The organism is Caballeronia insecticola (assembly GCF_000402035.1).
GTDB classification, from domain to species: Bacteria; Pseudomonadota; Gammaproteobacteria; order Burkholderiales; family Burkholderiaceae; genus Caballeronia; species Caballeronia insecticola.
On the sequence record NC_021287.1, the window covers coordinates 1,738,934 to 1,764,711 of the forward strand.

General features: G+C 63.8%; 19 protein-coding genes. 7 read left to right on the forward strand and 12 right to left on the reverse strand.

All coding sequences use genetic code 11. The features are described from left to right. Positions 1 to 2,859, reverse strand: a complete 2,859-nt coding sequence (locus tag BRPE64_RS07980) for a 2-oxoglutarate dehydrogenase E1 component (protein ID WP_016345572.1) — start codon at positions 2,857 to 2,859, stop codon at positions 1 to 3. Positions 2,860 to 3,189: 330 nt separating this feature from the next. Continuing rightward, on the reverse strand, positions 3,190 to 5,016 hold the full coding sequence (typA, locus tag BRPE64_RS07985) for a translational GTPase TypA (RefSeq protein ID WP_016345573.1): 1,827 nt from the start codon (positions 5,014 to 5,016) through the stop codon (positions 3,190 to 3,192). A 330-nt stretch (positions 5,017 to 5,346) separates the two neighbouring features. On the opposite strand from typA, the gene BRPE64_RS07990 reads away from it, so the two are divergent. From BRPE64_RS07990 to BRPE64_RS08005, 4 genes are all read left to right on the forward strand, one after another. Next, a complete protein-coding gene (locus BRPE64_RS07990; RefSeq protein ID WP_016345575.1) occupies positions 5,347 to 5,862 on the forward strand; it encodes a MarR family winged helix-turn-helix transcriptional regulator in 516 nt (171 codons plus the stop codon). A 75-nt stretch (positions 5,863 to 5,937) separates the two neighbouring features. Beyond that, positions 5,938 to 7,452 carry an efflux transporter outer membrane subunit gene (locus BRPE64_RS07995; protein WP_016345577.1) on the forward strand — a complete coding sequence of 505 codons (1,515 nt, stop codon included), beginning with the start codon at positions 5,938 to 5,940 and terminating at the stop codon, positions 7,450 to 7,452. Between the two features lie 52 nt (positions 7,453 to 7,504). Further along, positions 7,505 to 8,758: an HlyD family secretion protein gene (locus BRPE64_RS08000; protein ID WP_016345578.1), complete on the forward strand. Its 1,254-nt coding sequence runs from the start codon at positions 7,505 to 7,507 to the stop codon at positions 8,756 to 8,758. 15 nt (positions 8,759 to 8,773) lie between these two features. Beyond that, positions 8,774 to 10,333 (forward strand): DHA2 family efflux MFS transporter permease subunit, encoded by a 1,560-nt coding sequence (locus BRPE64_RS08005; RefSeq protein WP_016345579.1) that lies wholly within the window; start codon positions 8,774 to 8,776, stop codon positions 10,331 to 10,333. Between the two features lie 58 nt (positions 10,334 to 10,391). On the opposite strand, the gene truB is transcribed toward BRPE64_RS08005, so the two are convergent. The 9 genes from truB to BRPE64_RS08050 all read right to left on the reverse strand — a co-directional run bounded on the left by truB (position 10,392) and on the right by BRPE64_RS08050 (position 22,874). Further along, positions 10,392 to 11,330 (reverse strand): tRNA pseudouridine(55) synthase TruB, encoded by a 939-nt coding sequence (gene truB, locus BRPE64_RS08010; RefSeq protein ID WP_016345580.1) that lies wholly within the window; start codon positions 11,328 to 11,330, stop codon positions 10,392 to 10,394. Positions 11,331 to 11,332: 2 nt separating this feature from the next. After that, positions 11,333 to 11,746 (reverse strand): 30S ribosome-binding factor RbfA, encoded by a 414-nt coding sequence (rbfA, locus tag BRPE64_RS08015; protein WP_044041388.1) that lies wholly within the window; start codon positions 11,744 to 11,746, stop codon positions 11,333 to 11,335. 95 nt (positions 11,747 to 11,841) lie between these two features. Then, the gene (gene infB / locus BRPE64_RS08020; RefSeq protein ID WP_016345582.1) at positions 11,842 to 14,832 is read right to left on the reverse strand and encodes a translation initiation factor IF-2; all 2,991 of its coding nucleotides are present in this window, start codon (positions 14,830 to 14,832) and stop codon (positions 11,842 to 11,844) included. A gap of 93 nt (positions 14,833 to 14,925) precedes the next feature. Then, complete coding sequence (gene nusA / locus BRPE64_RS08025) at positions 14,926 to 16,401, reverse strand: transcription termination factor NusA (protein ID WP_016345583.1); 1,476 nt, start codon at positions 16,399 to 16,401, stop codon at positions 14,926 to 14,928. After that, on the reverse strand, positions 16,398 to 16,856 hold the full coding sequence (gene rimP, locus BRPE64_RS08030) for a ribosome maturation factor RimP (RefSeq protein WP_016345584.1): 459 nt from the start codon (positions 16,854 to 16,856) through the stop codon (positions 16,398 to 16,400). The genes nusA and rimP overlap by 4 nt, the downstream gene beginning before the upstream one ends. A 375-nt stretch (positions 16,857 to 17,231) precedes the next feature. Further along, the gene (rluB, locus tag BRPE64_RS08035; protein ID WP_016345585.1) at positions 17,232 to 19,160 is read right to left on the reverse strand and encodes a 23S rRNA pseudouridine(2605) synthase RluB; all 1,929 of its coding nucleotides are present in this window, start codon (positions 19,158 to 19,160) and stop codon (positions 17,232 to 17,234) included. Positions 19,161 to 19,290: 130 nt separating this feature from the next. Next, complete coding sequence (scpB, locus tag BRPE64_RS34055) at positions 19,291 to 20,298, reverse strand: SMC-Scp complex subunit ScpB (RefSeq protein ID WP_016345586.1); 1,008 nt, start codon at positions 20,296 to 20,298, stop codon at positions 19,291 to 19,293. A 350-nt stretch (positions 20,299 to 20,648) separates the two neighbouring features. Beyond that, complete coding sequence (locus BRPE64_RS08045) at positions 20,649 to 21,884, reverse strand: pyridoxal phosphate-dependent aminotransferase (RefSeq protein WP_016345587.1); 1,236 nt, start codon at positions 21,882 to 21,884, stop codon at positions 20,649 to 20,651. Between the two features lie 75 nt (positions 21,885 to 21,959). Continuing rightward, positions 21,960 to 22,874, reverse strand: a complete 915-nt coding sequence (locus BRPE64_RS08050; protein ID WP_044041389.1) for a LysR family transcriptional regulator — start codon at positions 22,872 to 22,874, stop codon at positions 21,960 to 21,962. Between the two features lie 408 nt (positions 22,875 to 23,282). Here BRPE64_RS08050 and BRPE64_RS08055 point away from each other — a divergent pair, with 408 nt between their 5' ends. Both BRPE64_RS08055 and BRPE64_RS08060 read left to right on the forward strand, forming a co-directional pair. Further along, the gene (locus tag BRPE64_RS08055) at positions 23,283 to 23,684 is read left to right on the forward strand and encodes a transposase (protein WP_016345589.1); all 402 of its coding nucleotides are present in this window, start codon (positions 23,283 to 23,285) and stop codon (positions 23,682 to 23,684) included. 267 nt (positions 23,685 to 23,951) lie between these two features. Beyond that, a complete protein-coding gene (locus BRPE64_RS08060; RefSeq protein ID WP_016345590.1) occupies positions 23,952 to 24,209 on the forward strand; it encodes a hypothetical protein in 258 nt (85 codons plus the stop codon). A gap of 251 nt (positions 24,210 to 24,460) precedes the next feature. Here BRPE64_RS08060 and BRPE64_RS08065 read toward each other — a convergent pair whose 3' ends face one another. Beyond that, a complete protein-coding gene (locus tag BRPE64_RS08065; RefSeq protein WP_044041390.1) occupies positions 24,461 to 24,772 on the reverse strand; it encodes a hypothetical protein in 312 nt (103 codons plus the stop codon). A gap of 367 nt (positions 24,773 to 25,139) precedes the next feature. On the opposite strand from BRPE64_RS08065, the gene BRPE64_RS08070 reads away from it, so the two are divergent. Then, a complete protein-coding gene (locus BRPE64_RS08070) occupies positions 25,140 to 25,769 on the forward strand; it encodes a YdcF family protein (RefSeq protein ID WP_232519169.1) in 630 nt (209 codons plus the stop codon). Positions 25,770 to 25,778: the final 9 nt, after the last annotated feature.

Sequence of the window (25,778 nt, forward strand, 5' to 3'; positions counted from 1 at the left end):
TTACTTCGCGATGACCTGCGCGCCCTTCAGGCGGCCGAACGAGCCTTCCACGAGCGCCTTCTGCTGCTCGTAGTGCTTCGCGTAGTAGCCGACCGCGGGCGAAGCCGAAGCGGGACGGCCGCTGTAGGCCAGCTTCATGCCTTCGCGCATGCCTTCACGCAGATGGTGCTCGACGTAGAACCAGGCGCCCTGGTTCTGCGGCTCGTCCTGCACCCAGACCACTTCGGTCGCGTTTTCGAAGCGCTTGATTTCCGCGTCGAACTGCTTGTGCGCGAACGGATACAGCTGCTCGATACGCACGATCGCGACGTCGTTGCTCTTCGCTTCGCGGCGATGCGCGACGAGGTCGTAATACACGCGGCCCGAACACGCGATCACGCGCTTGACCTTCTTCGCTTCGATCGCTTCGTCCACTTCGCCGATGACCGGCTGGAACGAGCCCTTCGCCAGTTCCGACAGATCGGACACCGCTTCCTTGTGACGCAGCAGCGACTTCGGCGTGAAGATGATGAGCGGCTTGCGGAACAAGCGGATCATCTGACGGCGCAGCAGATGGAACATCTGAGCCGGCGTCGTCGGCTGGACCACTTGCATGTTGTGATCCGCGCAGAGTTGCAGGAAGCGCTCGATACGTGCCGACGAGTGCTCCGGACCCTGGCCTTCATAGCCGTGCGGCAGCAGCATGGTGAGACCCGAGACGCGGCCCCACTTCACTTCGCCCGACGAGATGAACTGATCGATCACGACTTGCGCGCCGTTTACGAAGTCGCCGAACTGCGCTTCCCATGCGACGAACGTATTCGGCTCGGCCGTCGAATAACCGTACTCGAAACCGAGCACTGCTTCTTCGGACAGCACGGAGTCGATCACCGTGAACTTGGCCTGACCTTCCGCGATGTTTTGCAGCGGAATGTAGGTGCCGTCGTTCCAGCGCTCGCGGTTCTGATCGTGCAGCACCGCGTGGCGGTGCGTGAACGTGCCGCGGCCCGAGTCCTGACCCGTCAGACGAACCGCATAACCCGATGCCACCAGCGATGCGAACGCGAGGTGCTCGCCCATGCCCCAGTCGAGCTTCGCATCGCCACGGCCCATTGCGCGGCGGTCGTTGATGACGCGCTCGACCAGCGGATGCAGCTTGAAGTTTTCCGGAATGGTCGTGACGCGCTCGGCGAGACGCTTCAGTTCCGCGAGCGGCACGGCGGTGTCGGCGGCGTCGGTCCACTTGCGGTTCAGGAACGGCACCCAGTCGACCGCGTACTTGCTCTTGTAGTTCGAGAGCACCGGATCGATCGTGTGGTGACCTTCGTCCATCGCCTGACGATACGCCTTGACGTAGTTGTCAGCGTCTTCGGCGGTGATCACGCCTTGCTGCACCAGCTTTTCCGCGTACAGCGCGCGCGTGCCCGGATGCTTCGCGATGGTCTTGTACATCAGCGGCTGCGTGACCGCCGGCGTGTCCTGCTCGTTGTGACCAAGCTTGCGGAAGCAGACGATGTCGACAACCACGTCCTTGTGGAACTTCATGCGGAACTCGATCGCGAGCTGCGTGGCGAGCACGACGGCCTCGGGATCGTCGCCGTTCACGTGCAGCACCGGCGCCTCGATCATCTTGACGACGTCCGAGCAGTACAGCGTCGAGCGCGAGTCGCGCGGATCCGACGTAGTGAAACCGATCTGGTTGTTGATGACGATATGCAGCGTGCCGTACGTGCCGTAGCCGCGCGTCTGCGCGAGGTTCAGCGTTTCCATCACGACGCCCTGGCCCGCGAAGGCGGCGTCGCCGTGGATCTGCACCGGCAGCACTTGCAGGCCTTCTTCGTCGCCGCGACGATCCATACGCGCCTTGGCCGAGCCTTCGACCACCGGATTCACGATTTCAAGGTGCGACGGGTTGAATGCGAGCGACAGGTGAACCGGGCCGCCTTCGGTCGAGACGTCCGACGAGAAGCCCTTGTGGTATTTCACGTCGCCGGCCGGCAGGTCATCGACGTGCTTGCCTTCGAATTCGGCGAACAGGTCCGCCGGCATTTTGCCGAGCGTGTTGACCAGCACGTTGAGACGCCCGCGGTGAGCCATGCCGATGACGATTTCCTGCACGCCGTTCGCGCCCGCGTGACGGACGACCTCGTCCATCGACGCGATGAAGCTCTCGCCGCCTTCCAGCGAGAAACGCTTCTGACCGACGTACTTCGTATGCAGGAAACGCTCGAGGCCTTCGGCGGCCGTCAGGCGATTCAGGATGTGCTTTTTCTTTTCGTTCGAGAAGTTCGGCGTCGAGCGGATCGATTCGAGCTTCTCCTTCCACCAGCGCTTCTGTTCGGGATCGCTGATGTACATGAACTCAGCGCCGATCGTGCCGCAGTACGTGTCGCGCAGCGCCTTGACGATGTCGCGCAGCGACGCCTGCTCGAAGCCGAAATACAGGTTGTTCGCGTTGAACACCTGGTCCATGTCGGCTTCGGTGAAGTCGTAGAAACCGGGTTCGAGCTCGGGGATGGCGGGACGCTCGCGCCGCTTGAGCGGATCGAGATTGGCCCATTGCGTGCCGAGGAAGCGATATGCGCCGATCAGCGACTGAACGTAGACCTGCTTGCGCGCGGTCGTCAGGTCGCCGGTGCTTTCGCGAGGGAGGAAGGCATTGGCCTTCGCGCGCTGGGCAAACGATTCGACGATGGGGCCGTGGGCCACGTCGTTGTGAGCCGTGCCGTCGGATGCGGGCACGTTCTGCAACGCGTCGAAATAGGCTCGCCAGGTCTCGGGCACTGACGCGGGATTATCGAGATATTGCTCGTACAACTCTTCGACGTACGGAGCATTACCGCCGAACAAATAAGAGTTCGACTGGAATTGCTTCATCATTTTACGCTCACCTTTCTTCGAGTTTCTCGAGGAAGTGCGGGTTACGAAACCTTCCGCGCCACGGCCTGACCGTTTAGCGGATTGCGCGAATCAAGTCTGCTTGGAAGGACCTAAAAAGCGACAGCTAATCCGAGAAGCATAGCACAGAACCAATCGTCATATGACCGATCGCCGCATGGGCATGCCCCTCTCGCCCTTTGCACAACAGGCATGTGCGGGCTGTTTCGGGATCCGCAAGGGTCCTTAGTATGCTGCGCAAAACGACAAAGCCGCTCGAAGGCGGCTCGTGTCGTTATACTCGTTCGCGATGCGACCGGAGCCTGGCTCCGCTTACTCCGCGCCTGCCTCGCGGCTTGCGCGGCGACGCTCGTGTTCCTTCAGATGACGCTTGCGCAGACGAATCGACTGCGGCGTGACTTCGACGAGTTCGTCGTCGTCGATAAACTCGACCGCGTATTCCAGCGAAAGCTGGATCGGCGGCACGAGGCGCACGGCTTCGTCGGTGCCGGACGCGCGCACGTTGGTCAGCTGCTTGCCCTTGATCGGGTTCACGACGAGGTCGTTGTCGCGGCTATGAATGCCGATGATCATGCCTTCATACAGCGCATCGCCCGGCGTCACGAACATGCGGCCGCGATCCTGCAGCTTCCACAGTGCATAGGCGACAGCGGCGCCGTCGTCTTGCGAAATCAGCACGCCGTTGCGACGCTCGCCGACCGAGCCTTCCTTGACCGGCTGGTAGGAATCGAACGTGTGGCTCATCAGACCCGTGCCGCGCGTGAGCGTCAGGAATTCGCTCTGGAAGCCGATCAGACCGCGCGCCGAAATACGGTACTCGAGACGCGTGCGGCCGCGGCCGTCGGACGTCATGTCGAGCATTTCGCCCTTGCGTCGGCCGAGTTCTTCCATCACGCCGCCCTGGTGCGTGTCTTCGATATCGACGGTCAGGTTCTCGTACGGCTCGTGCTTCACGCCGCCGATGTCCTGCAACACCACGCGCGGACGCGACACCGCGAGTTCATAGCCTTCGCGGCGCATGTTCTCGACGAGAATGGTCAGGTGCAATTCGCCGCGGCCCGACACTTCGAACGTGGTTTCGTCGCCCGTGTCTTTCACGCGCAGCGCCACGTTGTGATTCAGTTCCTTGGTCAGGCGGTCGCGAATCTGACGGCTCGTGACGAACTTGCCTTCCTTGCCCGCGAGCGGCGACGAGTTCACGAGGAAGTTCATTGTGAGCGTCGGTTCGTCGACGGTGATCATGGGCAGCGCATCGGGTTGCTCGGGTGCGCAGATCGTCACGCCGATGCCGATTTCCTCGATACCGTTGATGAGCACGATATCGCCCGCCTGCGCTTCTTCCACCTGCACGCGTTCGAGACCGTGGAACGACAGCACCTGATTGATCTTGCGATTGAGGATCGCGCCTTCCGGACCCGAGCGCACGGCGACCGCCATGCCCGGACGGATACGCCCGCGCGCGACGCGGCCCACGCCGATACGGCCGACGTACGAGTTGTAGTCGAGCGAGGTGATTTGCAGTTGCAGCGGACCGTCCGGGTCGGCCGGGCGCACCGGCACGTGTTCGAGGATCGCTTCGAAGAGCGGGCGCATCGTGCCTTCGCGCGCTTCGGGGTCGAGGCTCGCGTAGCCGTTCAGGCCCGACGCGTAGACGATCGGGAAATCGAGCTGTTCTTCTGTTGCGCCGAGCTTGTCGAAGAGATCGAAGGTCTGGTTGATCACCCAGTCGATACGCGCGCCCGGACGGTCCACCTTGTTGATCACGACGATCGGCTTGAGGCCGAGCGCAAGCGCCTTCTTGGTCACGAAGCGCGTTTGCGGCATCGGGCCCTCGACTGCGTCAACCAGCAGCAGCACGGAGTCGACCATGGACAGCACGCGCTCCACTTCGCCGCCGAAGTCCGCGTGTCCCGGCGTATCGACGATATTGATGTGCGTGCCTTCGTATTCGACGGCGCAGTTCTTCGCCAGGATCGTGATGCCACGTTCCTTTTCGATGTCGTTCGAGTCCATGACCCGCTCGGCGACCTGTTGATTTTCCCGGAACGTGCCCGACTGGCGGAGCAACTGGTCGACGAGCGTGGTCTTGCCGTGGTCGACGTGGGCAATGATGGCGATATTGCGGAGGGCGCGAGTCATAGAAAGTGTCTTGGTTGTGCGCCGACGGAGCGAGCCTCCTGTGAGACTCCATGGCTCGGCAGCCCCTCTTGAACCATCATGCAGACATGCATGAACTTAACGGGCCCGGCGCGGTGAGAACCCAAAATTATAGCACGCACGGATGACTGTTCCTTGCAATAGGACTCAACCCGTAAGTTCTGTGCACAAACCGCGACGCGGCGCCCCGCCTAGCGCACCCGAGTCAGCACGCACGGATTGTTAAGCATTTTCATAAAAGTTTCTTGCCGCGACTGAAACGCACACCTATAATCCTGCCTAGTCAACTATTGCAAGCGCACAAATATCTACATGAGCGACGCCCCGAAATCCCCGGCGATCGGCGACTACGTGCTCGCCGAGAGCGTCGGCTACCTGATGAGCCGGGTGCGCTCGACCATGTGGAACATGGTCACGCAGCACACGACCTCCGAGCTGGGTATCACGAGCACGCAGGCGAGCATCCTGTTCATGCTGGCGGTCGGCAAATGCCTGACGGCGGCGGATATCGCGCGCGAATATGGCATCGACGCAAGCGCCGTCACGCGTCTGATCGACCGGCTGGAGAAGCGCGGGCTGCTTTCGCGGCTGCGCAGCGAGGAAGACCGGCGCGTCGTGCGTCTCGCGCTCACGGACGAAGGCCACGCCACAGCCGAAAAGATTCCCGCCATCTTCACGCGCGTACTGGATCACCTGCTGGCGGGCTTCACGCCCGAGGAAGTGGGCTTCCTGAAAAGCATGCTCCGGCGCATTCTGGCGAACTCGTGCGATCCGTCGGTCGCATCACTGCTCGGCGGCAGCGAAAAGCCCGCCACGTCATTGCGATGACAAGCATATTTGCCGCCGCAAGCCTACACAATGATTGCAACGTCCATCTTTAATTCTCTTCTCAAGAGACGAGATATGAAACTCCTCTCCCTGTCCGCGCCGCATCCGGCCAGCCGCGCGAAGCACGCCGTCGCGGCAGCCGTGGCCGCGCTCGCGGTCGCGGGCTGCGCGAACTATGCGGGCATTTCGAGCGGCAAGAACGTGGCCGCGCCCGAGAACTTCGAAGCCGCGCAAAGCGTGCCGGGGCAAGGCGGCCAGTGGCCCGCGCTCGACTGGTCGAAGCAGTTCGGCGATCCGCAGTTGCCGCAACTGATCGACGAGGCGCTCGCGGACAGCCCGACGCTCGCGCAGGCGCAGGCGCGCATCGCGAAGGCGTCTTCGTATATCGAGACATCGCGCTCGGCGCTCTATCCGAAAGTCAACGGATCGTATTCGTGGACCCGCGAGCTGTACTCGGCCAACGCCCTTTTCCCACCGCCCTACGGCGGTACATGGTTCAGCGAGAACAACGTGCTGGCGAGTGCATCGTGGGAACTGGATCTCTGGGGCAAGAACCGCGCGCGCCTGAACATGGCCGTGTCGCAGCAAAAAGCAGCCGAGGCAGAGTTCCAGCAGGCGCGCGTGACGCTCGCGACGTCGGTTGCGCGCACTTACAACCAGCTCGCGCTGCTCTACGCGCTGCGCGATGTCGCTCAGCGTGAAATCGCGAATCGGCAGGATGTGGGGCGCATCACGAACGGGCGCGTCGCCGCCGGCCTCGACACCAACGTCGAGCGCCGCACGGCGGAAGGCAACGTCGCCACGAGCCAGACGAACCTCTCCGAACTCGACGGCCAGATCGAATCGGTGCGCTATCAACTGGCGGCGCTGCTCGGCAAAGGTCCGGATCGCGGCATGCAGATCGCGAAACCCGCCATCGACCCGAACGTCAACGTGACGCTGCCCGACAACGTGCCCGCTGATCTCGTTGCGCGCCGCCCGGATATCGTCGCCGCGCGCTGGCAGGTCGAAGCCGCGACGCACAATATCAAGGAAGCGAAAGCCGAGTTCTTCCCCGACATCAACCTCGCCGCGGGCTTCGGCTTCGACGCGTTCGGCTGGGGCCGCTTCCTGCAGGCGAGCAGCCGCCAGATTCAGGCGGGGCCGGCGGTGCATCTGCCGATCTTCGATGCAGGCGCCCTGCGCGCGCAGTTGAAAGGCCGCTACGCCGACTTCGAGGGCGATGTCGCGAATTACAATCAGACGCTCATCAACGCGCTGAGCGACGTGGCGACCAACATCTCGGCCATCCGCGCGCTCGACCGCCAAATGGCCGATGCCCAGCGCGCGCTCACGGCGGCGGCCAGCGCCTATCAGCTGGCGGTGATTCGCTACAAGGCCGGGCTTTCGCCGCAATTGCTGGTGCTCAACGCCGACTCGAACCGCCTCGCGAACGAGCAGACGGTCACGAATCTGCGCCTGAAACGCACCGACCTGCAGATCGCGCTGATCAAATCGCTCGGCGGCGGGTTCGATGCGACGAGCACCAATCTCGCGATCGACGGCAGCGGACAGAGCCAGACGACCGCGCAGGCCGCGCCGTCGAAATAAGCCGCACACAAGAATACGCATCAGGACCAAAACGCAATATTCGGAGTCTTTCATGAGCGACCCTCAACAAACCGCGGCCGCCGCGCCCGCGCCGAAGCAAAGCAACGGCAAGCGCCGCATGCTGATGACGCTGATCGTGCTCGTCATCATCATCGCGGCTGTCGCGTACGGGCTGTACTACTTCCTCGTCGCGCGCTTCCACGAAAGCACGGACGACGCCTACGTCAACGGCAACGTCGTGCAGATCACGCCGCAAGTGGTTGGCACGGTGATCTCCGTGAACGCGGACGACACGCAGACCGTGAAGGTGGGCGATCCGCTCGTCGCGCTCGACCCGGCCGACTCCAAGGTCGCGCTCGATCAGGCCGAAGCGAATCTCGCGCAGACCGTGCGCCAGGTGCGCACCTTCTTCGTCAACAACAACCAGTATGAAGCGCAGATCGCGCTGCGCCGCTCCGACCTGCAACGCGCACAGGACGACCTGAAGCGCCGCATGACGGTCGCGCAAACGGGCGCCGTGTCGCAGGAAGAAATCTCGCACGCACGCGACGCCGTGCGCGGCGCGCAAGCCTCGCTCGATGCGGCCCAGCAGGAACTCGCGTCGAACCGTTCGCTCACGGCCAACACGACGATCGCCGATCACCCGAACGTGCTCGCCGCCGCCGCGAAGGTGCGCGACTCGTACATCAACTACGCGCGCAACACGCTGCCCGCGCCGGTGACGGGCTATGTCGCGAAACGCTCGGTGCAGGTCGGCCAGCGCGTGTCGCCGGGCAATCCGTTGATGGCGATCGTGCCGCTCAACGGCGTATGGGTCGACGCGAACTTCAAGGAAGTGCAGCTGAAGCACATGCGCCTCGGCCAGCCGGTCGAATTGACGGCCGACCTGTACGGCTCCGGCGTGGTCTTCCACGGCAAGGTGATCGGTTTCTCGGCCGGCACGGGTTCGGCGTTCTCGCTGCTGCCCGCGCAGAACGCGACGGGTAACTGGATCAAGGTCGTGCAGCGCCTGCCGGTTCGCATCGAGCTCGATCCGAAGGAACTGCAGGAGCACCCGCTGCGCATCGGTCTCTCGATGAACGTCGACGTGACGATCAAGAACGAGCAAGGCGGACAGCTCGCCAACGCGCAGAACACGGTGTATCAGACCAACGTGTTCGATAACTACGGCGCGCAGGCCGATCAGGAAATCGCGCGCATCATCCAGCAGAACGCGGGCACCGGGTCGGGCGCGCCTGCGCAGAACTCGTCGTCGGCTACGCCTGGTCGTGCGGCGAAGTCCGCGTCGGCCGCCAAGCTGATGTAAGCGGACTCGCCTCTCATGTCTCAGCAAAACGTGGTTCATCCGCCGCTCACAGGCGGAAAGCTCGTCGTCGGCACGATTGCGGTGTCGCTCGCGGTGTTCATGAACGTGCTCGACACGTCGATCGCGAACGTCTCGATTCCGTCGATTTCGGGCGACCTCGGCGTGTCGTCGGATCAAGGCACGTGGGTCATCACGTCGTTCGCGGTCGCCAATGCGATCTCGGTGCCGCTCACCGGCTGGCTCACGCAGCGCTTCGGACAGGTGCGGCTCTTCCTCGGCTCGATCATTCTGTTCGTGCTCGCGTCGTGGCTGTGCGGCCTCGCGCCGACGCTGCCGTTCCTGCTCGCCGCGCGCGTGCTGCAAGGCGCGGTCGCCGGCCCGATGATCCCGCTGTCGCAGACGCTGTTGCTCGCGAGCTATCCGCGCGAAAAAGCGCCGATAGCGCTATCGATGTGGTCCATGACCACGCTGATCGCGCCTGTCGCCGGGCCAATTCTCGGCGGCTGGATCTCGGACAATATTTCGTGGCCGTGGATTTTCTACGTGAATATTCCGGTCGGCTTCGTCGCCGCGATCGCCACGTTCCTGATTTTCCGCGACCGCGATTCGGCCATCCGCCGCGCACCGATCGACAGCGTCGGTCTCGGGCTGCTCGTCGTCTGGGTGGGCGCGCTTCAGATCATGCTCGACAAAGGCAAGGATCTCGACTGGTTCAACTCGACGACCATCGTCGTGCTCGCGCTCGTCGCGGTGATCGCGTTCGCGTTCTTCCTCGTGTGGGAGCTGACGGCGGAGCATCCAGTCGTCGATTTGTCGCTGTTCAAGCTTCGTAACTTTTCGGGCGGGACCATCGCGCTGTCGGTGGGCTACGGGCTTTATTTCGGCAATCTCGTGCTGCTGCCGCTCTGGCTGCAGACGGTGATCGGCTATACGGCGACCGATGCCGGTCTCGTGATGGCGCCGGTCGGCTTGTTCGCGGTGCTGCTCTCGCCGATCACCGGCAAGTTCCTGCCGCGTACCGATCCGCGCCGGATCGCGACGGCCGCGTTCCTCGTGTTCGCGCTGTGCTTCTGGATGCGTTCGCGCTACACGACCGGCGTCGATACCTGGTCGCTCACGCTGCCCACGCTGATTCAGGGTATTGCGATGGCGGGCTTCTTCATTCCGCTGGTGTCGATCACGTTATCGGGTTTGCCGGGGCATCGGATTCCGGCGGCGTCGGGTTTGTCTAACTTCGTGCGGATCATGTGCGGCGGCATCGGCACGTCGATCTTTTCGACGGCCTGGGAACATCGCTCGATCGTGCATCACGCGCAACTGGTCGAGCAGGCGAATTCGTTCAACCCGATCTTCGCCAATTCGACGCAGCAGATGCAGGCGCTCGGCTTCTCGCAGGCGCAAACTTACGGTCTCTTCAACAGCATGGCCACGCAGCAGGCGGCGCAGCTCGGCGTGAACGACATGTTCTATATCTCGGCGGGGATTTTCGTTGCGCTGATCGGGCTGATCTGGATCACGCGTCCCGAACGCTCGGGCGGCGGCGATTCGGCTGCGGCGGCATCCGCGGCGCATTGATTGTTAGGACGCACGCTTCGCTTCAAAGAAAAAGCCCGGAGAATTCCGGGCTTTTGCATTATTGCGCCGTGACGATCAGGCGTTCGGGCGCCAGCACGCCCTCGCCTGCTTTCGCGACGCCCAGTAACCTGCCGCCCTCCTGTGCATAGACGCGCACCCGGCCCGCTTCGACACGCGCCGCTGCGACATCGTCGAGCCGCAGGCGCTGGCCATGCAGGAAGCGCCGGGTCGCTTCGTCGTCGAGCTGGACGGCGGGAAAAGTCGAGAGCAGCGCGTCCACCGGCTGCAGCCGTGCGTCGCGCTCTGCTTCGCTCAGGCTCGCCAGTTCGTCCAGCGTGAGCGCATGCTCGAGTGTCAGCGCGCCCACGCCCGTGCGGCGCAGCGCGGTCAGATGCGCGCCGCAACCGAGCGCCTCGCCGATATCCTCGGCGAGCGTGCGCACATAGGTGCCCTTGCTGCACGTCACGCGAAACGTCACGAGCGGCAACGCGCACGCGATCATCTCCAATGCGTGAATCGTCACCGACCGGCCTTCGCGCTCGACGGTCTGTCCCGCGCGCGCGTACTCGTAGAGCGGCTTGCCGTCGCGCTTTAGGGCGGAATACATCGGCGGAACCTGAATGATTTCGCCGGTGAATCGCGTCATCGCTTGAGCCACCGCCGCTTCGTCGCAAGTGACGTCGCGTGTTTCGAGCGCTTCGCCTTCGGCGTCGCCCGTCGTCGTGCGGATGCCGAGGCGCATGGTCGCTTCGTAGGTCTTGTCCGCTTCGAGCAGATCTTGCGAAAACTTCGTCGCCTCGCCGAAGCACAGCGGCAGCAAACCCGTGGCAAGCGGATCGAGCGTGCCGGTGTGGCCCGCCTTCTTCGCCAGATAGAGCCGTTTGGCCTTGATGAGCGCGTCGTTGCTCGACAGGCCGAGCGGCTTGTCCAGCAGGAGCACGCCGTCCAACGCGCGGCGCGGAATCTTCGGCCGCGCCTGTTTTTCCGAACCGCTCATCGCTACGCGCCTTCCTTGTCGTTCGGTGCGCCGGATTCGTCGGTTGCGTCGGTCGCATCCTTGGCGCGCGTCGCGTTCGCTTCGTCGATCAGGCGCGACATCTCGACGGCCTTCTCGATCGTCTGGTCGTAGTGGAAATGCAGCGTGGGCACCGTGTGGATATGCAGGCGCTTGAACAACTGATTATGCAGATGACCCGCCGCGTGATTCAGCGCTTCCTCGGTCTGCTTCGGGTCGCCGGTCAACGTCGTGAAGTAGACCTTCGCGTGCGCGTAATCGGGCGTGAGTTCGACGCTTTGCATCGTCACCATGCCGATGCGCGGATCTTTCACCTCGCGCATCAGTTCGGAGAGATCGCGCTGGATCTGATCGGCGATCTGCACATTGCGATTCGGGGAAGTACGTTTCTTAGCCATGATGTTGTTCCGTTTCCTTGCTGTGCCGCCGCACCAAATAAAAAAGCGGAGCGAGCCGCCAGGCCCGCTCCGCCTTTGACCCAGCGGCTAGCGCATTACAGCGTGCGAGCCACTTCGGTCACTTCGAAGACTTCCAGTTGGTCGCCTTCGACGATATCGTTGAAGTTTTTCATCGAGATACCGCACTCGAAGCCCTGACGCACTTCCTTGACGTCGTCCTTGAAGCGCTTGAGCGAATCGAGCTCGCCGGTGTGGATCACGACGTTGTTGCGGATCACGCGAACCGACGAGGAACGCTTGACCACACCATCCGTGACCATACAACCCGCGATGAGACCGATCTTCGGCACGCGGATCACCTGACGCACCTCGACCATACCCGTCACCGTCTCGCGCTTCTCCGGCGAGAGCATGCCCGACATGGCCGCCTTCACTTCATCCACTGCGTCATAGATGATGTTGTAGTAACGGATGTCGATGCCGTTCGCCTCGGCCACCTTGCGCGCCTGTGCATCCGCACGCGTGTTGAAGCCGATGATGACCGCCTTCGATGCTGTCGCCAGGTTGACGTCCGACTCGCTGATCGCGCCGACCGCGCTGTGCACGATCTGCACGCGCACTTCGCTCGTCGAAAGCTTTTGCAGCGATTGCACCAGCGCTTCCTGCGAACCCTGCACGTCTGCCTTGACGATGAGCGGCAGGTTCTGCACTTCGCCTTCGCCCATTTGCTCGAGCATGTTTTCGAGCTTCGCGGCCTGCTGCTTGGCCAGCTTGACGTCGCGGAACTTGCCTTGACGGAACAGCGCGATTTCGCGGGCCTTGCGTTCGTCCGGCAGCACGATGACTTCCTCGCCCGCAGCCGGCACTTCCGACAGACCCTGGATTTCCACCGGGATCGACGGACCCGCTGTCTTGGTCGGCTTGCCGGTTTCGTCGAGCATGGCGCGCACACGACCGTATGCGCTGCCCGCCAGAACCACGTCGCCGCGATTCAGCGTGCCCGACTGCACCAGGATGGTCGCGACCGGACCCTTGCCCTTGTCGAGCTTGGCTTCGATCACGAGACCCTTGGCCGGAGCCTCGACCGGTGCGGTCAATTCCAGCACTTCGGCCTGCAGCGAGACGTTTTCCAGCAGATCGTCGATACCGCGGCCCGTCTTCGCCGACACTTCGATGAACGGCGAATCGCCGCCGTACTCTTCCGGCACCACGCCTTCCGCGACGAGTTCCTGCTTCACGCGGTCGGGGTTGGCTTCCGGCTTGTCGATCTTGTTGATCGCGACGACGATCGGCACGCCGCCCGCCTTCGCGTGGGCGATCGCTTCCTTCGTCTGCGGCATCACGCCGTCATCCGCTGCAACGACCAGAATGACGATGTCGGTTGCCTTTGCGCCGCGCGCACGCATGGCCGTGAAGGCCTCGTGACCCGGCGTGTCGAGGAAGGTGATGACACCGCGCGGCGTTTCGACGTGATACGCGCCGATATGCTGCGTGATGCCGCCCGCTTCGCCCGCCGCCACTTTCGCGCGACGGATGTAGTCCAGCAGCGAGGTCTTGCCGTGATCGACGTGACCCATGACCGTGACGACCGGCGGACGCGGCAGCTTCTCTGCCGTGTCTTCCGTGGCTTCGCCTTCGACCAGCAGCGCTTCCGGATCGTCCAGCTTCGCTGCGACCGCGCGATGGCCCAGTTCTTCGACGACGATCATCGCCGTTTCCTGGTCCAGCACCTGATTGATCGTGACCATCTGGCCGAGCTTCATCATCACCTTGATGACTTCCGAAGCCTTCACCGACATCTTGTGTGCCAGATCCGCGACCGAAATGGTTTCCGGCACGTGCACTTCGCGCACGATCGGTTCGGTCGGCGCCTGGAACGACGTCTGATCCTGATGCTTGCCACGGCCCTTCGGACCGCCGCGCCAGCCGCGGTCGACGCCGCCGCTGGAGTCGCCGCGCGTCTTTATGCCACGGCGCTTCGAGGCGTCGTCCTGCTGCCAGCCGCCCTTGCCTGCCTTCTTCTTGTCGCCGGCGCCCGCGGGAGCCGTCGATGCCGGCGCGGTCGTGCCGCCTGCAGCGGGCTTCTTCACCGCGGGACGTGCTGCCTGCGCGCCTTCCGGCTTCGCGGGCTTGTGCAACGTACCCTTCGCTTCGGCGGCCTTCGCCGCTTCCGCCGGCTTGGCTGCGGGCGCCGGTTCCGGCGCCTTCACCTGCGCCTTGCGCGGCGTGTTCATCATTTCGCGGATCGCACGCGCTTCGGCCTCGGCGGCCGCGCGGCGCTTCGCGATTGCTTCCTGTTCGAGACGCGTCTTCTCGGCGGCTGCACGCGCGTCTTCTTCCGCCTTCTTGGCAGCTTCACGCTGCGCGGCGCGTTCGCTCGCGGCCTTTTCCTCGGCTGCCTTCTCCGCCTTTTCGGCGGCTTCGCGCTGGGCGCTGTCGTCGACTTTGACTTCCTGCTTGGCTTCGGCCGGTGCAGGCGTACGCGCTTCCTGACGCGCGGTCTGGGCCGCGCGCGAGATTTCCGCTGCCTGCGCCGCGGCTGCCGCCCGACGTGCCGCTTCCTCTTCCTGCTTGCGACGCTCGGTTTCCGCCGCTTCCTCGCGGGCGCGACGTTCGGCTTCTTCACGCTCGAGTTGCGCCTGACGCTCCTTCAGCTCGCGCTCTTCGCGCTCGAGCTGTTCGGCGGCGCGACTCGCTTCTTCCTCGCGGCGCTGCAGTTCGGCCTCGTCGACTTCCGGCTCTTCGACGTGATTCGCTACCGGTTCGGATTGCTCCACGCCGGTTTCATCGCGTTTCACGAAAACACGCTTCTTGCGCACCTCGACCTGAATGGTGCGAGCTTTACCCGTTGCGTCGGATTGTTTGATCTCCGACGTATGCCGGCGGGTCAGAGTGATCTTGCGCTTGTCGGCATCCGTGGAGCCGTGCGACTTGCGCAAATGATCGAGCAGACGCGCCTTGTCCGTTTCGGACAGGTCGTCGTTCGCGCTCGCTTTCTGGACGCCAGCCGCCTGCAGTTGTTCCAGCAGGACGCCTGCAGGCATTTTTAATTCCGCGGCAAATTGGGCTACGTTGTTACTCGCCATTCATTCCTCTTGATGCAAGGACATATCCTTGCGGTTAGATCGGGGTCACGCGGCCAAACAGGCCGCCAAATATCAGTGCGCCATGGTCATTTCTCACTGGAACCAGTGTTCACGTGCTTTCATGATCAACGCCTTAGCGGCATCCTCTTCCATACCGGTCATTTCGACCAATTCGTCTACTGCCAGCTCCGCGAGCTCGTCGCGGGTCTGGATCTGATGCTCGGCAAGCTTCGCGAGCAACTCGCTGTCCATGCCGTCGAGGCTCTTCAGATCGAGCGCGACGCCTTCCACCTTCTCTTCGTTGGCGATCGCCATGGTGAGCAGCGCGTCGCGCGAGCGGTTGCGCAACTCATGCACGGTGTCTTCGTCGAAGGCTTCGATTTCGAGCATTTCGTTGAGCGGCACGTACGCGATTTCTTCGAGGCTCGTAAAGCCTTCGTCGATCAGGATGTCGGCGACTTCCTCGTCCACATCCAGACGCGCCATGAACAGGTCGCGCAACTTGCCACGCTCTTCGTTCTGCTTCAACGCCGATTCGTCCGGCGTCATGATGTTGATCTGCCAGCCGGTAAGCTCGCTGGCAAGTCGAACGTTCTGGCCGCTTCGGCCGATGGCGACCGCGAGTTCGTTCTCGTCCACGACGACGTCCATCGAATGCTTTTCTTCATCGACGACGATCGACTGGACCGCTGCCGGCGCGAGAGCGCCGATCACGAACTGCGCGGGATCTTCCGACCATAGCACGATGTCGACGTTCTCGCCACCGAGCTCGTTTCTCACCGCCTGCACGCGCGAGCCGCGGATGCCGACGCAGGTGCCGATCGGATCGATACGCTTGTCGTACGCGATCACGCCGATTTTCGCACGCACGCCCGGATCGCGCGCGGCCGCCTTGATTTCCAGCAGGCCCTGTTCGATTTCGGGCACTTCCAGCTCGAACAGTTTCATCAGGAACTCGGGCGCGGTGCGCGAAAGTTCGATCTGCGGGCCGCGCGCGGTGCGGTCGACCTTGCCGATGTACGCACGCACGCGGTCGCCCACGCGCAGGTTTTCCTTCGGAATCAACTGGTCGCGGCGCAGCAGCGCTTCCACACGACCCGACTCGACGATGAAATTACCCTTGTCCAGGCGCTTGACCGAACCGGTCATGATTTTTTCGCCGCGCTCGAGGAAGTCGTTCAGGATCTGCTCGCGCTCGGCGTCGCGGACCTTCTGCAGAATGACCTGCTTGGCCGCCTGCGCACCGATCCGGCCGAATTCGATCGACGGAATCGGCTCCTCGATGAAATCGTCAACCTGAGCGTCCGCCTTCTGTTCCTTGGCTTCGAACAGCAGGATTTCCTGATCCGGCTCTTGCAGGCCGGCCTCGTCCGGCACCACGCGCCAGCGGCGGAACGTCTCGTGCTCGCCGCTCTCACGGTCGATGGCGACGCGGATATCCACGTCTTCCTCGAAGAGCTTCTTTGTAGCCGAAGCAAGCGCAGCTTCGAGTGCTGCGTACACGACGTCCTTGTTGACGTTCTTTTCGCGTGCCAGCGCATCCGCCAGCATCAATACTTCGCGACTCATTGTTTGCGGCTCCTAAAATCTACCTTGGGGACGAGACGTGCCTTATCGAGGTCCGCGAGCGTGAAATCCAGCATCGCGGCGCCGTCCTTCCCTTCAATTTCCAATCCGATCGTTTCGCCGTCGGGGGCATGCAAAATGCCGCGGTACGACTTGCGCCCGTCCAGCGGCTTTTTCAATGTGATGACGACTTCGCTTCCCGCGAAACGCTCGAAATCGCCCAGTTTCTTGAGCGGACGGTCGAGCCCCGGCGACGACACTTCGAGCCGGTCGTAGTCGATGCTTTCGACTTCGAGCAGGTATTGGAGCTGACGCGTGACCTTCTCGCAGTCCTCGATAGCGATACCGGCCGGCTGGTCGATATACACACGCAGCATGCCGCCTCCCGAACGCTCGAGATCGACAAGCTCGTATCCAAGGCCCGAGACCGTGGTTTCTATCAATTCCGTCAGTTGCACAGTAACTCCAAGGTGTTCGCGCGCTCCACGCCGAAACACCCGCGGGTAGCGCCTTGATGCGGGCGCGCACCCCTGCTCCCGAGATGCTGAACCAAAAAGCCAAAAAAAAATGGGCGCAACGCCCATCTTCTTCAACCGAGGCCGCACTTAGGACAGAAAAAACTACGTGCCCAGCGACTTCATGATTTTAGCTATTTTTCGCGATAAACGCAAACGTAGCCCGCGCATTCGGTCCTGTTGGGGACCGTTTCGCGCGGATCGTGTCGGACTGGCCGACGTTCGGGTCGCCACCGCGATCGAGGCCGGTAGCGCGACTCGAACCGCGGGCCGAGGAATTCGAGCTTCCTACGACCCGCGTCGCGGCGGCCGGCAACCTCAACGGCCGCGCGTGCGGTTGCGGGCGCCGCCCCGGTTTGCACCGGCGGCCTTACCCTGTCCCGCGCCCTGCTGACCACCGCCCTGGCGATTACCACGCGGCGCGTTGCCTCCACCGCCACCAGCGGCGCGCTTGCCCGGGCCGGCCGCGCCTTGCGGACCGCCTTGCGGGCGGGCGCCGCGCGGACCCGGGCGCGCGCCGTTGGCGCGATTGCCGTTCGGCTCGCCGCCGACGCGGTTGCCATTCGGCTCCCGGCCACCGCGACGGCCCGCGCCGCCGGGGTTCCCCGGATTGCCCGGATTGCCCGCGTTGCCGCCGAAACCGCCCATGCCGCCGATTCCGAAGCTGCTGGCCAGGCCGCCCGGCTGCCCGCGCCGCCCGCCGCGTCCCGGGGTCTGCTGTTGCGTCATGCGCGAGTGCGAGCTCAGCACCGGCTCGCGCGTGATGAAGCCCATCGACGTCTGCATCGGATCGGGCTGCACACGCGGCGCGGAATTGCGTCCGCCCTTCTCTTCAGTCGGCAATTTGAGTCCGACCGACGCCATCAGGCTGCGCACCTGGTTGTCCTCGAGCTCTTCCCAGCGGCCGCGCTTCAGGCCGCGCGGCAGCGCGATCGGGCCGTGGCGCGTGCGGATCAGGCGGCTCACCATGAGTCCCGCCGCCTCGAACATACGGCGCACTTCGCGATTGCGGCCCTCGGCCAGCGCGACGTGATACCAATGGTTCGTGCCTTCGCCGCCGCCGTCCTGAATGCGCAGGAAGTTGGCGGGACCGTCATCGAGTTCGACGCCCTTCAGAAGCTTCTGCTTCATCCCTTCCGACAACTGGCCGACGACGCGCACCGCATATTCACGCTCCACGCTGTAGCGCGGATGCATGAAGCGGTTCGCGAGATCACCCGAGGTCGTGAGCAGCAGCAGGCCTTCCGTGTTGAAATCGAGACGGCCGACCGCGAGCCACTTGGCGGTTTTCATCGACGGCAGCTTGTCGAACACCGTCGGACGGCCTTCCGGGTCCGCGTGACTAACGATTTCGCCGGTCGGTTTGTGATACAGCAGGATGCGCGGCGGCTTGCTCGCGAGCTTGCGCCGGACCGGCTTGCCGTTGATGCGCACCTGATCGGTCGGCATGATGCGCTGGCCGATGTGCGCCGGCTCGCCGTTCACTGACACACGCCCGGCGATGATCAGTTCTTCCATGTCGCGACGCGAGCCCATGCCGGCGTCGGCGAGTACCTTGTGCAGCTTCGGCGCGTCGTCGTCCGGCTCGAGCACGCGCTTTTGCGGAGCGTTGCGGCCGCGGCGCAGCATCGGAGCGCGCACGCCGGCCGCTCCAGTGTTGTCCGCGTCGAAGGCCGGGGACGTGACGTAGGCGAACACATCGTCGACGGCGGCCGCTGCCGCGCTCTCGACCGTTGCCGGCGCCGAGTCGTTGCGCTTGCCGCGCTTTTGCTGCGGCGCTTGTTGAGCGTTCTTGCGCCGCCCGCCTTCACGCGGAGCGGGCGCTGCCGCGCCGGCCTGCTGGAGCGTTTCGTCCGCGGCTTCGGCCCTCGCTTCGCCCGCGTCGGTCCGCGCGTTCTTGCGTCCGCGCCCAGGCGCGCCGTCCTTGCGCGGGCCTTTGGCGTTCGGATCCTTGCGCGGCGTGCGCACCTGCGCCGCGACGACGCCATCCGGCGGCGTCTCGTTTACGGCGCCCGGCGCGGCGGGCGCGCCTTCCGGGCCCTTCGTCTTCGCGACAGCGCGGCGCCGTGCGATCAGGCTGCGCGGTCCGCGGCGCAGTCCGCGACGCGGACGATCGTCGCCCTCGCCGCCGGCATCGTCTGACCGGTCGCTGCGGGTGCGTTCGCCGGCGTCGGCCGACTCGGGTGCGCCCGTGTTGTGCACCGGGCGCGCGGATTCGGGCGAATCGCTGTCGTGGGAATGTGTCAAAACAACCTCAAATGTCGAATCGCGCGCCCATCGCGGGCGCGTCTAAAAATTTGCTGATCGCTCCGGCCGGTCGTCTCGAAATGATCTTTATAGAGACCCGGATTACCAATCAGAAGCCATGCAATGTATTTCAGGCGCGGCGCGCCGTCGGTTCCTCGGAGTCGTCGTCCAGTTCGGCGTCGTTCGATGGACTCGCTTCGTGGCCTTCGTGCCCAACGCGGTCCTCGTCGCGCGGCGCCGGTACGGGCACCGCTTGCGCTTCGTGCTCAGTGCCTGCGTGCTGCGCGTGAATGCCGGCGGGCGAAGCGAAATGATCCGCTGCGGCATCCGCCTGTTCCGTTGCGCGGGCTTCGTGTTCTGCGTGCTGCGTTTGTTTTTCCTCTTGCGGCGCTGGCGGGTCGCCTGCGCGCGCCTGGTCGGCGGATGGCCCGGGCGTGGCCGCGTCAACCGCGTTGACCGATGCCGTCGCCTGTTGTTCCCCGCTTTCCCCGCTTTCCGCGTTTTGTCCGCTTTGCCCGCCGTCAGCCGCTTCCTGCGCACCGCTCGCGGCGGGTTGCGCGTCAGACGCGACGCTGTCGGGGAACTCGATCGAATGCTGCGCGAGCAGCGCCGCCTCGAACTGCGCCGACGGATTGTCGAGTGCCGGCAGTTCGTCGAGCGCGCTCAGGCCGAGATCGTCGAGAAATTGCTTGGTCGTCGCGTAAAGCGCCGGGCGGCCCGGCACGTCGCGATGACCGATCACCTCGATCCAGCTACGGTCTTCGAGCTGCTTCACGACTTGCGTGTTCACGGTCACGCCGCGAATCTCTTCGATATCGCCCCGTGTCACCGGCTGCCGATAAGCGATGATCGCCAGCGTTTCGAGTACTGCCCGCGAATACTTGGGCGGCTTCTCCGGATGCAGGCGATCGAGATACGTGCGCATCGCGGGCTTGCTCTGAAAGCGCCAGCCGGAAGCGAGCGCCACCAGTTCCACGCCACGGCCCGACCAGTCGGCCTGAAGCCCTTCGAGCAGCGTGCGAACGGTATCCGCCGAAATGTCGTCGGCGAACAGCTTGCGCAAATCATGCAGCCGCAGCGGTTCCTGCGCGCAAATCAAGGCAGTCTCGAGGACGATCTTCGCCTCTTGGGTATTCATGCAGCTTGGGTCAACCCTGTATGGTCAATGATCCAATTCAAAATCGAGCTTGAGCAAGTTCGAACGCCACCGAAGCGGTGCGAACGATGAAGCTGGACGCGGAATTTCAAGACGCGCTCGCCCGATTGTAATCGGTCATATTGATTGGGAGCACGCACCGGGGAGAGGAGTATTGGGCGCTCGGTGAGTGAGCGCCGGGCCATCCCAGCCGGTCGAGGTGGCGCTTTCCAGACGAAAGCGCGTGACTGAGCGCCATATTACGCAAAAAGAACCGGGCAGTAAAGGTGATGCCGCTTTCGCGCCGGAACTCACTCGACGCCGGCGGTCACGTCAGCGTCCGCCGGCCGGTTTCACGCGTTGCCGCGCCTGGCCAGGAAGCCTCGCAGGCGCTCGACGCCCGCATCGAGCCTGGCGGGATCGCAGGCGTAGCACCAGCGCACGAAGCCCTCGCCCTGCGGACCGAACGCGCTGCCGGGCGCGAGACCCAAGCCTGCGTCGCGCACAAGCGACTTGCACAGATCCAGACTCGACTCCGCGCCGGGAAGCGAGAAAAACAGGTACATCGCGCCGTCGGGGGCGCGTACGTCGACGCCGTCGATCGTCTGCAAAGCGGCAACGAGATGATCGCGGCTCGCACGCAAATCAGCGACGAGCGACTGCGTGAAGCGCTCGCCTTCTTCCACCGCGACGACGCCCGCCTTCTGCACGAACGACGGCGCGCACGAAGTGTTGTATTCCACGAGCTTGCCGAGGTCGTCCATCAGTTGCGTCGGGGCGACGAGCCAGCCGAGACGCCAGCCGGTCATCAGCCACGCCTTCGAGAACGAATTGACCGCGATCACGCGTTCGTCGCGCGCGGCGAGATCGAGGAACGACGGTGCGACGCGCGCGTCGTCGCCGTAATACAGGCGCTCGTAGACTTCGTCCGCGACGATCCAGATGCCGTGACGGCGGCAATGTGCAAGAACGGTGCGTTGCTCGTCGCGCGTCATCGTCCAGCCGGTCGGATTGTTCGGCGAGTTGATCATCAGCATGCGAGTGTCGGGCGTGAGCGCGGCCAGCAGGCGGTCGAGATCGAGCGTCCAGCCGCGCGGATCGTATGTCAGCGAGACCGTTTCGACGCTCGCGCCGAGAATCTTCGGAATTTCGACGAGATTCGGCCACAGCGGCGTCACCGCGACGACGCGATCGCCCGCGCCGGCGACGAGCTGTGCCGCGAGCATCAGCGCGTTCACGCCGGCACTCGTCACGGCGATCTGGCTGGGCGCCGTCGCGCCGTGCAGCGCGCTGACATAGCGGGCAAGCGACTCGCGCAGCGGCGCGATGCCCAGGTTGTGCGTGTAGAAGGTTTCGCCGTCGGCGAGCGCGCGGCTCGCGGCATCGCGGATAAACTGCGGCGTCACCCGATCCGATTCGCCGAACCAGAACGGCAGCACGTCCGCGACGCCGAAGCCCGCGTTCGCCACCTCGCGAATCTGCGACGGCCGCAGCGCGCGCACGGCGTCGCGCGCGTTCGGCGCACCGAAGCCGTGCGCGCCCGTCAGTTGACTCAGTTCGCTCGCCACCGCGCCTTCCGATTCACTCATTGCCCGCCCCGTTCCGGTCGAAAGAAAGATTGAAGTCTAACGCGCGCGCCGTCGTTTTCGAGATACGGCGCCGGTTCAGTCCAGGTCTTCCGCGCGCCGCGGCAACGCCGCGATCAGCGACCAGACCGACTCGGCCGCGGGCGAAAGCGAGCGGTCGCGACGGCGCACCAGTTCGACGGTGCGCTCGGCGCGCGGTTCGAGCGGCAGCGCGACGAGCGACGAATCCGCCGGCAGCGGCAGCGCGAGCCACGGCAACACGCTGACACCGACGCCCGCCTCCACGAGCCCGAACACCGTCGCCGAATGGCCGAGCTCCTGCACCACCTGGGCTTCGACGCCGTGCTCTTGCATGACGGCATCGATGATCGGCCGGCTGCCGGACGCGTAGTCGAGCATCACGAGCCGCTCGCCGCCGAGCGCTTCCCATGGCACGACAGTTTGACGTCCGAGCGGATGATCGCGGCGCGCGACGAGACAGAACGAATCGGTCATCACGGGTTCGCCGTGCAGTTCGTCGGAGGAAAACGGGCCGATCACCACGCCGAAATCGACTTCACCCGATTTGACCCGGCGCAGGACATCGGACTGGACATCGTCACGCAGGCTGAGCGTGATCAGCGGAAACTGCCGCAGACATGACGCGATGACGCGCGGCATCAGCCTGCACGCGACCGTCGGACTCGCCGCGACGATCACGCGTCCGCGCCGCTGCTGGCCGAGATCGCGCACTTCGCGCAATGCTTCGTCGAGATCCGTCAAAAGACGCGACACCGTGCCGACGAGATTCACGCCGATGTCCGTCAGTTGCACCTCGCGCGTGGTGCGGTCGATCAGCTTGAGACCGATTTCTCCTTCCAGCTCGCGCACGCAGCGGCTTACCGCCGACTGCGTCAATCCGATCTCGTCGCCCGCGCGGCTGAAGCTGCGCAGGCGCGACACCTCGATAAAGACGCGCAGTTGTCGCAACGTCACGTTTAAGGGCGCGGTCATTCTCAATGCTCATAAATTTCGTTGTTTCATTCCAAATTATATCGTCGACGACGCGAGTTTCATGCGCGAACGTACGTTTCGCTGCGGTGCAGCAAATTGCGGAAACGCACGCCCGATGGGCCTATTGCACTGGATTGGTGATTGTCCCGATTTCTTAATCAGTCTGTTTCAGGTCTGATACGGGCCATGCTGGCATCGCGTCAGCCTACTGCCATGCGGGTTTCCCGGATTTTGCAACACGCATGGCACGGTTCTCGCATTTCATTGCGCACAGAGGTTGGAGTCACGCGGTTACATAGAAATCGTCCGCCGCTTCGCTCCGACCTTCCCTGGTATTCGTTCATCGGATTCCGACCAGAGTGCGCGGCGCGGGGCAGCGCACCGGGGTTAGCTTCGCTGAGGTGAGATATGGTGCTGTTCGACGATTTAAGAGATAACGAGTGGGCGCTGGTCGAGGCGTTGTTCTGTGCCGAGCCGGCGCGTAGCGAACGGCGCGGACGTCCGCGCGTCGAGGCGCGGTCCGTGGTCAACGCGGTGTTGTGGGTACTGTCGACGGGCGAAGGCTGGTCGAAGCTGCCCGGACGTTATCCGTCCCCGCCGACCTGCCGTCGCCGTTTCGACGAATGGCAGGCGGACGGCACGCTGGCGGAAATCGTCAAGCGTCTTTCCAGCAATGGCCGCGAGGTTTCGCTGCGTGGGCGCATTGGTTCGAGCGCCGCGAAGCCGCCGGCGCCGCCGAGCCGCGATCGTCTGCGCGGCGCGTTCTGGACCAACCCGGAATCGTGGCGCGCGCCGGCCAAAATGGCCTGAGCGATTCGATTCAGCCGAAGCCGGTTTAGCCGGCTTCGGTTTTTTCGGCGCCCTGTTTAGCTTCCTCTCTCGCGCGGGCGATCGCTTGCGCCTTCCGCCGTCTTCCCGTCGCGTCCCTTTGGTCGCCTTGTTACGTCGTAACGGACGAGGAACGCGCACGTCGCGGCGAAACAACTCTTTACTATTCCTTACAGCGAACCGGCGCGTCGAAGCTTAGCTTGGTGAATGATCGGGCAAGCCCCACGAAGGGCTTCAAGGGATTTCATCATGAATGCATCGACTCTGCTCGCACACGGCGCGCTGGTCGCGCTCACGAGCACCATGGCGATGAGCCAGGCTCAGCCGCCGCCGGCCGCATCGGATTTCCACGTCAGCGCAAAGGCCGCGATGGCCACGCCACCGGCGAACGCGCATAGCCACGACGCAGCCCCACCGGCGCCGCGCGGCGACTTGCGCGGCGATATCGCGAGCAATGTGCGCGCGCGTCCGGAGACGGATCGCGAAACACGCGCGCAGCATCATTGAGACGACAGGTTTTTCCGCGCCGTTCGCGTTCACATTCGGGCGAAACCTGCGGAACCACTCGAACGAGCGTCAGTCACACCCTATGCCATGAACACAGCGTGGCAACAGCGAAATCCGGTCTGCCCGTGTCCTTCGAGATACGGGCTTTTTTTCGGCCGCAGCATTCGCGGCAATGCAATGCTGATCGGGCCCGATGAACGGCAGGCTTACCGTCAATCGAATCTGCCGACTATAAAGACGTGACCGTCGGGCTAAACGCGCGCCTCTACGATCGTTTCCTGACCGCCGAAAGTGTAGGGCTCGGTGCGCCGCAGATCCCAGTCGCCGGAGCGTTCGTCGCGCGAGAGTCGCGTGAATTCGAGTCTTCCGCGCTCGGTGACGACCGCAATATCCACAGGCGCATGAAAGCCGGGCGCGGGCGCGACCGTGCGCTGGCGGGCAAGTTCGAGAAGCCCGAGGGCGCGCAAGAGACCGAAAACATTAGGGCGTTTCGCCCAGGGAACCTGACGATACTGCGCTCGGCGAAGTGCTTCGAGTACGGCTTCGTTAGAATACGTGGTCATCTCGTTCTTTCTTCCTGTGCAGCCATGACGACGCTCGTGACGGTCGCAAGACAGTCGGCGACGTCGACTAAACGCGGCGCACCGAATTTCGTCTGCGAAAGAGAGACATGACTCGCAGCCCGAATGTTTGGCCGCCGCTTGCGTTAGGTGCTGCTTTCTATTAAAAGCCCCCGTTGGAAGCGCGCTGATCGCGCGCTCGACTGCGATCCCCGCCGATGCGTGCCGAAAAACGCGATGACGGTCTGAATTGCCCTGAAACCAATACGTTACCCCAATCAAATTGGTTCTATTCACTTTATTGCTGCTTTTTTTTACATTATTCGCACTATGGCGACGCCGCCGCCTGCAAATCGCGATCGTCACGGCCATGCTCGTGTGGGCTTGCGGCGCGGGCTGGCTCGCGACGCCGCTGCTCGACATCGCCCAGCGCGGGTACGGCGACACGGTCGCTCCCGTGTTCGGCCCTGAGACGACCATCGTTCTATTGGGAGGCGGCACCGACCGGAGCGCCAGCGGACTGGTTCCGAAGCGCGATTCGATGCAGCGCATCGCCGCAACGGCCGCGCTTTACCGTCGGTGCCGCGATTCCGGTGCAGTGTGCAAAGTGATTCTGAGCGGCGGCGATCCGCAGCATCACGGTCAGGCCGAAGCCGACAATTACGCGCCTTACGTGCTTGCGCAGGGCGTCGCCCCGCGCGATCTCAGGCGTGAGAGCGAAAGCCTGAACACTTACCAGAACGCCCGAAACGTGGCCGCCATTCTGGGCCCGGTACATGACAATCGTTTGATCGTGGTGACGTCGGCGTATCACATGCGCCGCGCAATGCGGGCGTTCGAAGCGTTCGGTTATGCGCCGCAACCTTATGTATCCGACGTGCGGCGCAATAACGCGACCATTTTTCCGCGCTTCAGGAGCATCGAGAACACCGAACTCGCCGCGCACGAGCTCGTGGGCCTCGCCCGCTTCGATGTTTATCGCTGGCTGCACCTTTACTGAGCGAAATAG

What these genes read in the sequence shown, in the direction of transcription:
- typA (WP_016345573.1), bottom strand. Translation starts at nt 5,016, where the DNA reads ATGACTCGCGCCCTCCGCAATATCGCCATCATTGCCCACGTCGACCAC.
- BRPE64_RS08045 (WP_016345587.1), bottom strand. Translation starts at nt 21,884, where the DNA reads ATGAGTGAATCGGAAGGCGCGGTGGCGAGCGAACTGAGTCAACTGACG.
- BRPE64_RS08000 (WP_016345578.1), top strand. Translation starts at nt 7,505, where the DNA reads ATGAGCGACCCTCAACAAACCGCGGCCGCCGCGCCCGCGCCGAAGCAA.
- rbfA (WP_044041388.1), bottom strand. Translation starts at nt 11,746, where the DNA reads ATGGCTAAGAAACGTACTTCCCCGAATCGCAATGTGCAGATCGCCGAT.
- BRPE64_RS08070 (WP_232519169.1), top strand. Translation starts at nt 25,140, where the DNA reads ATGCTCGTGTGGGCTTGCGGCGCGGGCTGGCTCGCGACGCCGCTGCTC.
- BRPE64_RS07990 (WP_016345575.1), top strand. Translation starts at nt 5,347, where the DNA reads ATGAGCGACGCCCCGAAATCCCCGGCGATCGGCGACTACGTGCTCGCC.
- BRPE64_RS07995 (WP_016345577.1), top strand. Translation starts at nt 5,938, where the DNA reads ATGAAACTCCTCTCCCTGTCCGCGCCGCATCCGGCCAGCCGCGCGAAG.
- BRPE64_RS08060 (WP_016345590.1), top strand. Translation starts at nt 23,952, where the DNA reads ATGAATGCATCGACTCTGCTCGCACACGGCGCGCTGGTCGCGCTCACG.
- scpB (WP_016345586.1), bottom strand. Translation starts at nt 20,298, where the DNA reads ATGAATACCCAAGAGGCGAAGATCGTCCTCGAGACTGCCTTGATTTGC.
- BRPE64_RS08065 (WP_044041390.1), bottom strand. Translation starts at nt 24,772, where the DNA reads ATGACCACGTATTCTAACGAAGCCGTACTCGAAGCACTTCGCCGAGCG.
- infB (WP_016345582.1), bottom strand. Translation starts at nt 14,832, where the DNA reads ATGGCGAGTAACAACGTAGCCCAATTTGCCGCGGAATTAAAAATGCCT.
- BRPE64_RS08055 (WP_016345589.1), top strand. Translation starts at nt 23,283, where the DNA reads ATGGTGCTGTTCGACGATTTAAGAGATAACGAGTGGGCGCTGGTCGAG.
- nusA (WP_016345583.1), bottom strand. Translation starts at nt 16,401, where the DNA reads ATGAGTCGCGAAGTATTGATGCTGGCGGATGCGCTGGCACGCGAAAAG.
- truB (WP_016345580.1), bottom strand. Translation starts at nt 11,330, where the DNA reads ATGAGCGGTTCGGAAAAACAGGCGCGGCCGAAGATTCCGCGCCGCGCG.
- BRPE64_RS07980 (WP_016345572.1), bottom strand. Translation starts at nt 2,859, where the DNA reads ATGATGAAGCAATTCCAGTCGAACTCTTATTTGTTCGGCGGTAATGCT.
- BRPE64_RS08050 (WP_044041389.1), bottom strand. Translation starts at nt 22,874, where the DNA reads ATGACCGCGCCCTTAAACGTGACGTTGCGACAACTGCGCGTCTTTATC.
- BRPE64_RS08005 (WP_016345579.1), top strand. Translation starts at nt 8,774, where the DNA reads ATGTCTCAGCAAAACGTGGTTCATCCGCCGCTCACAGGCGGAAAGCTC.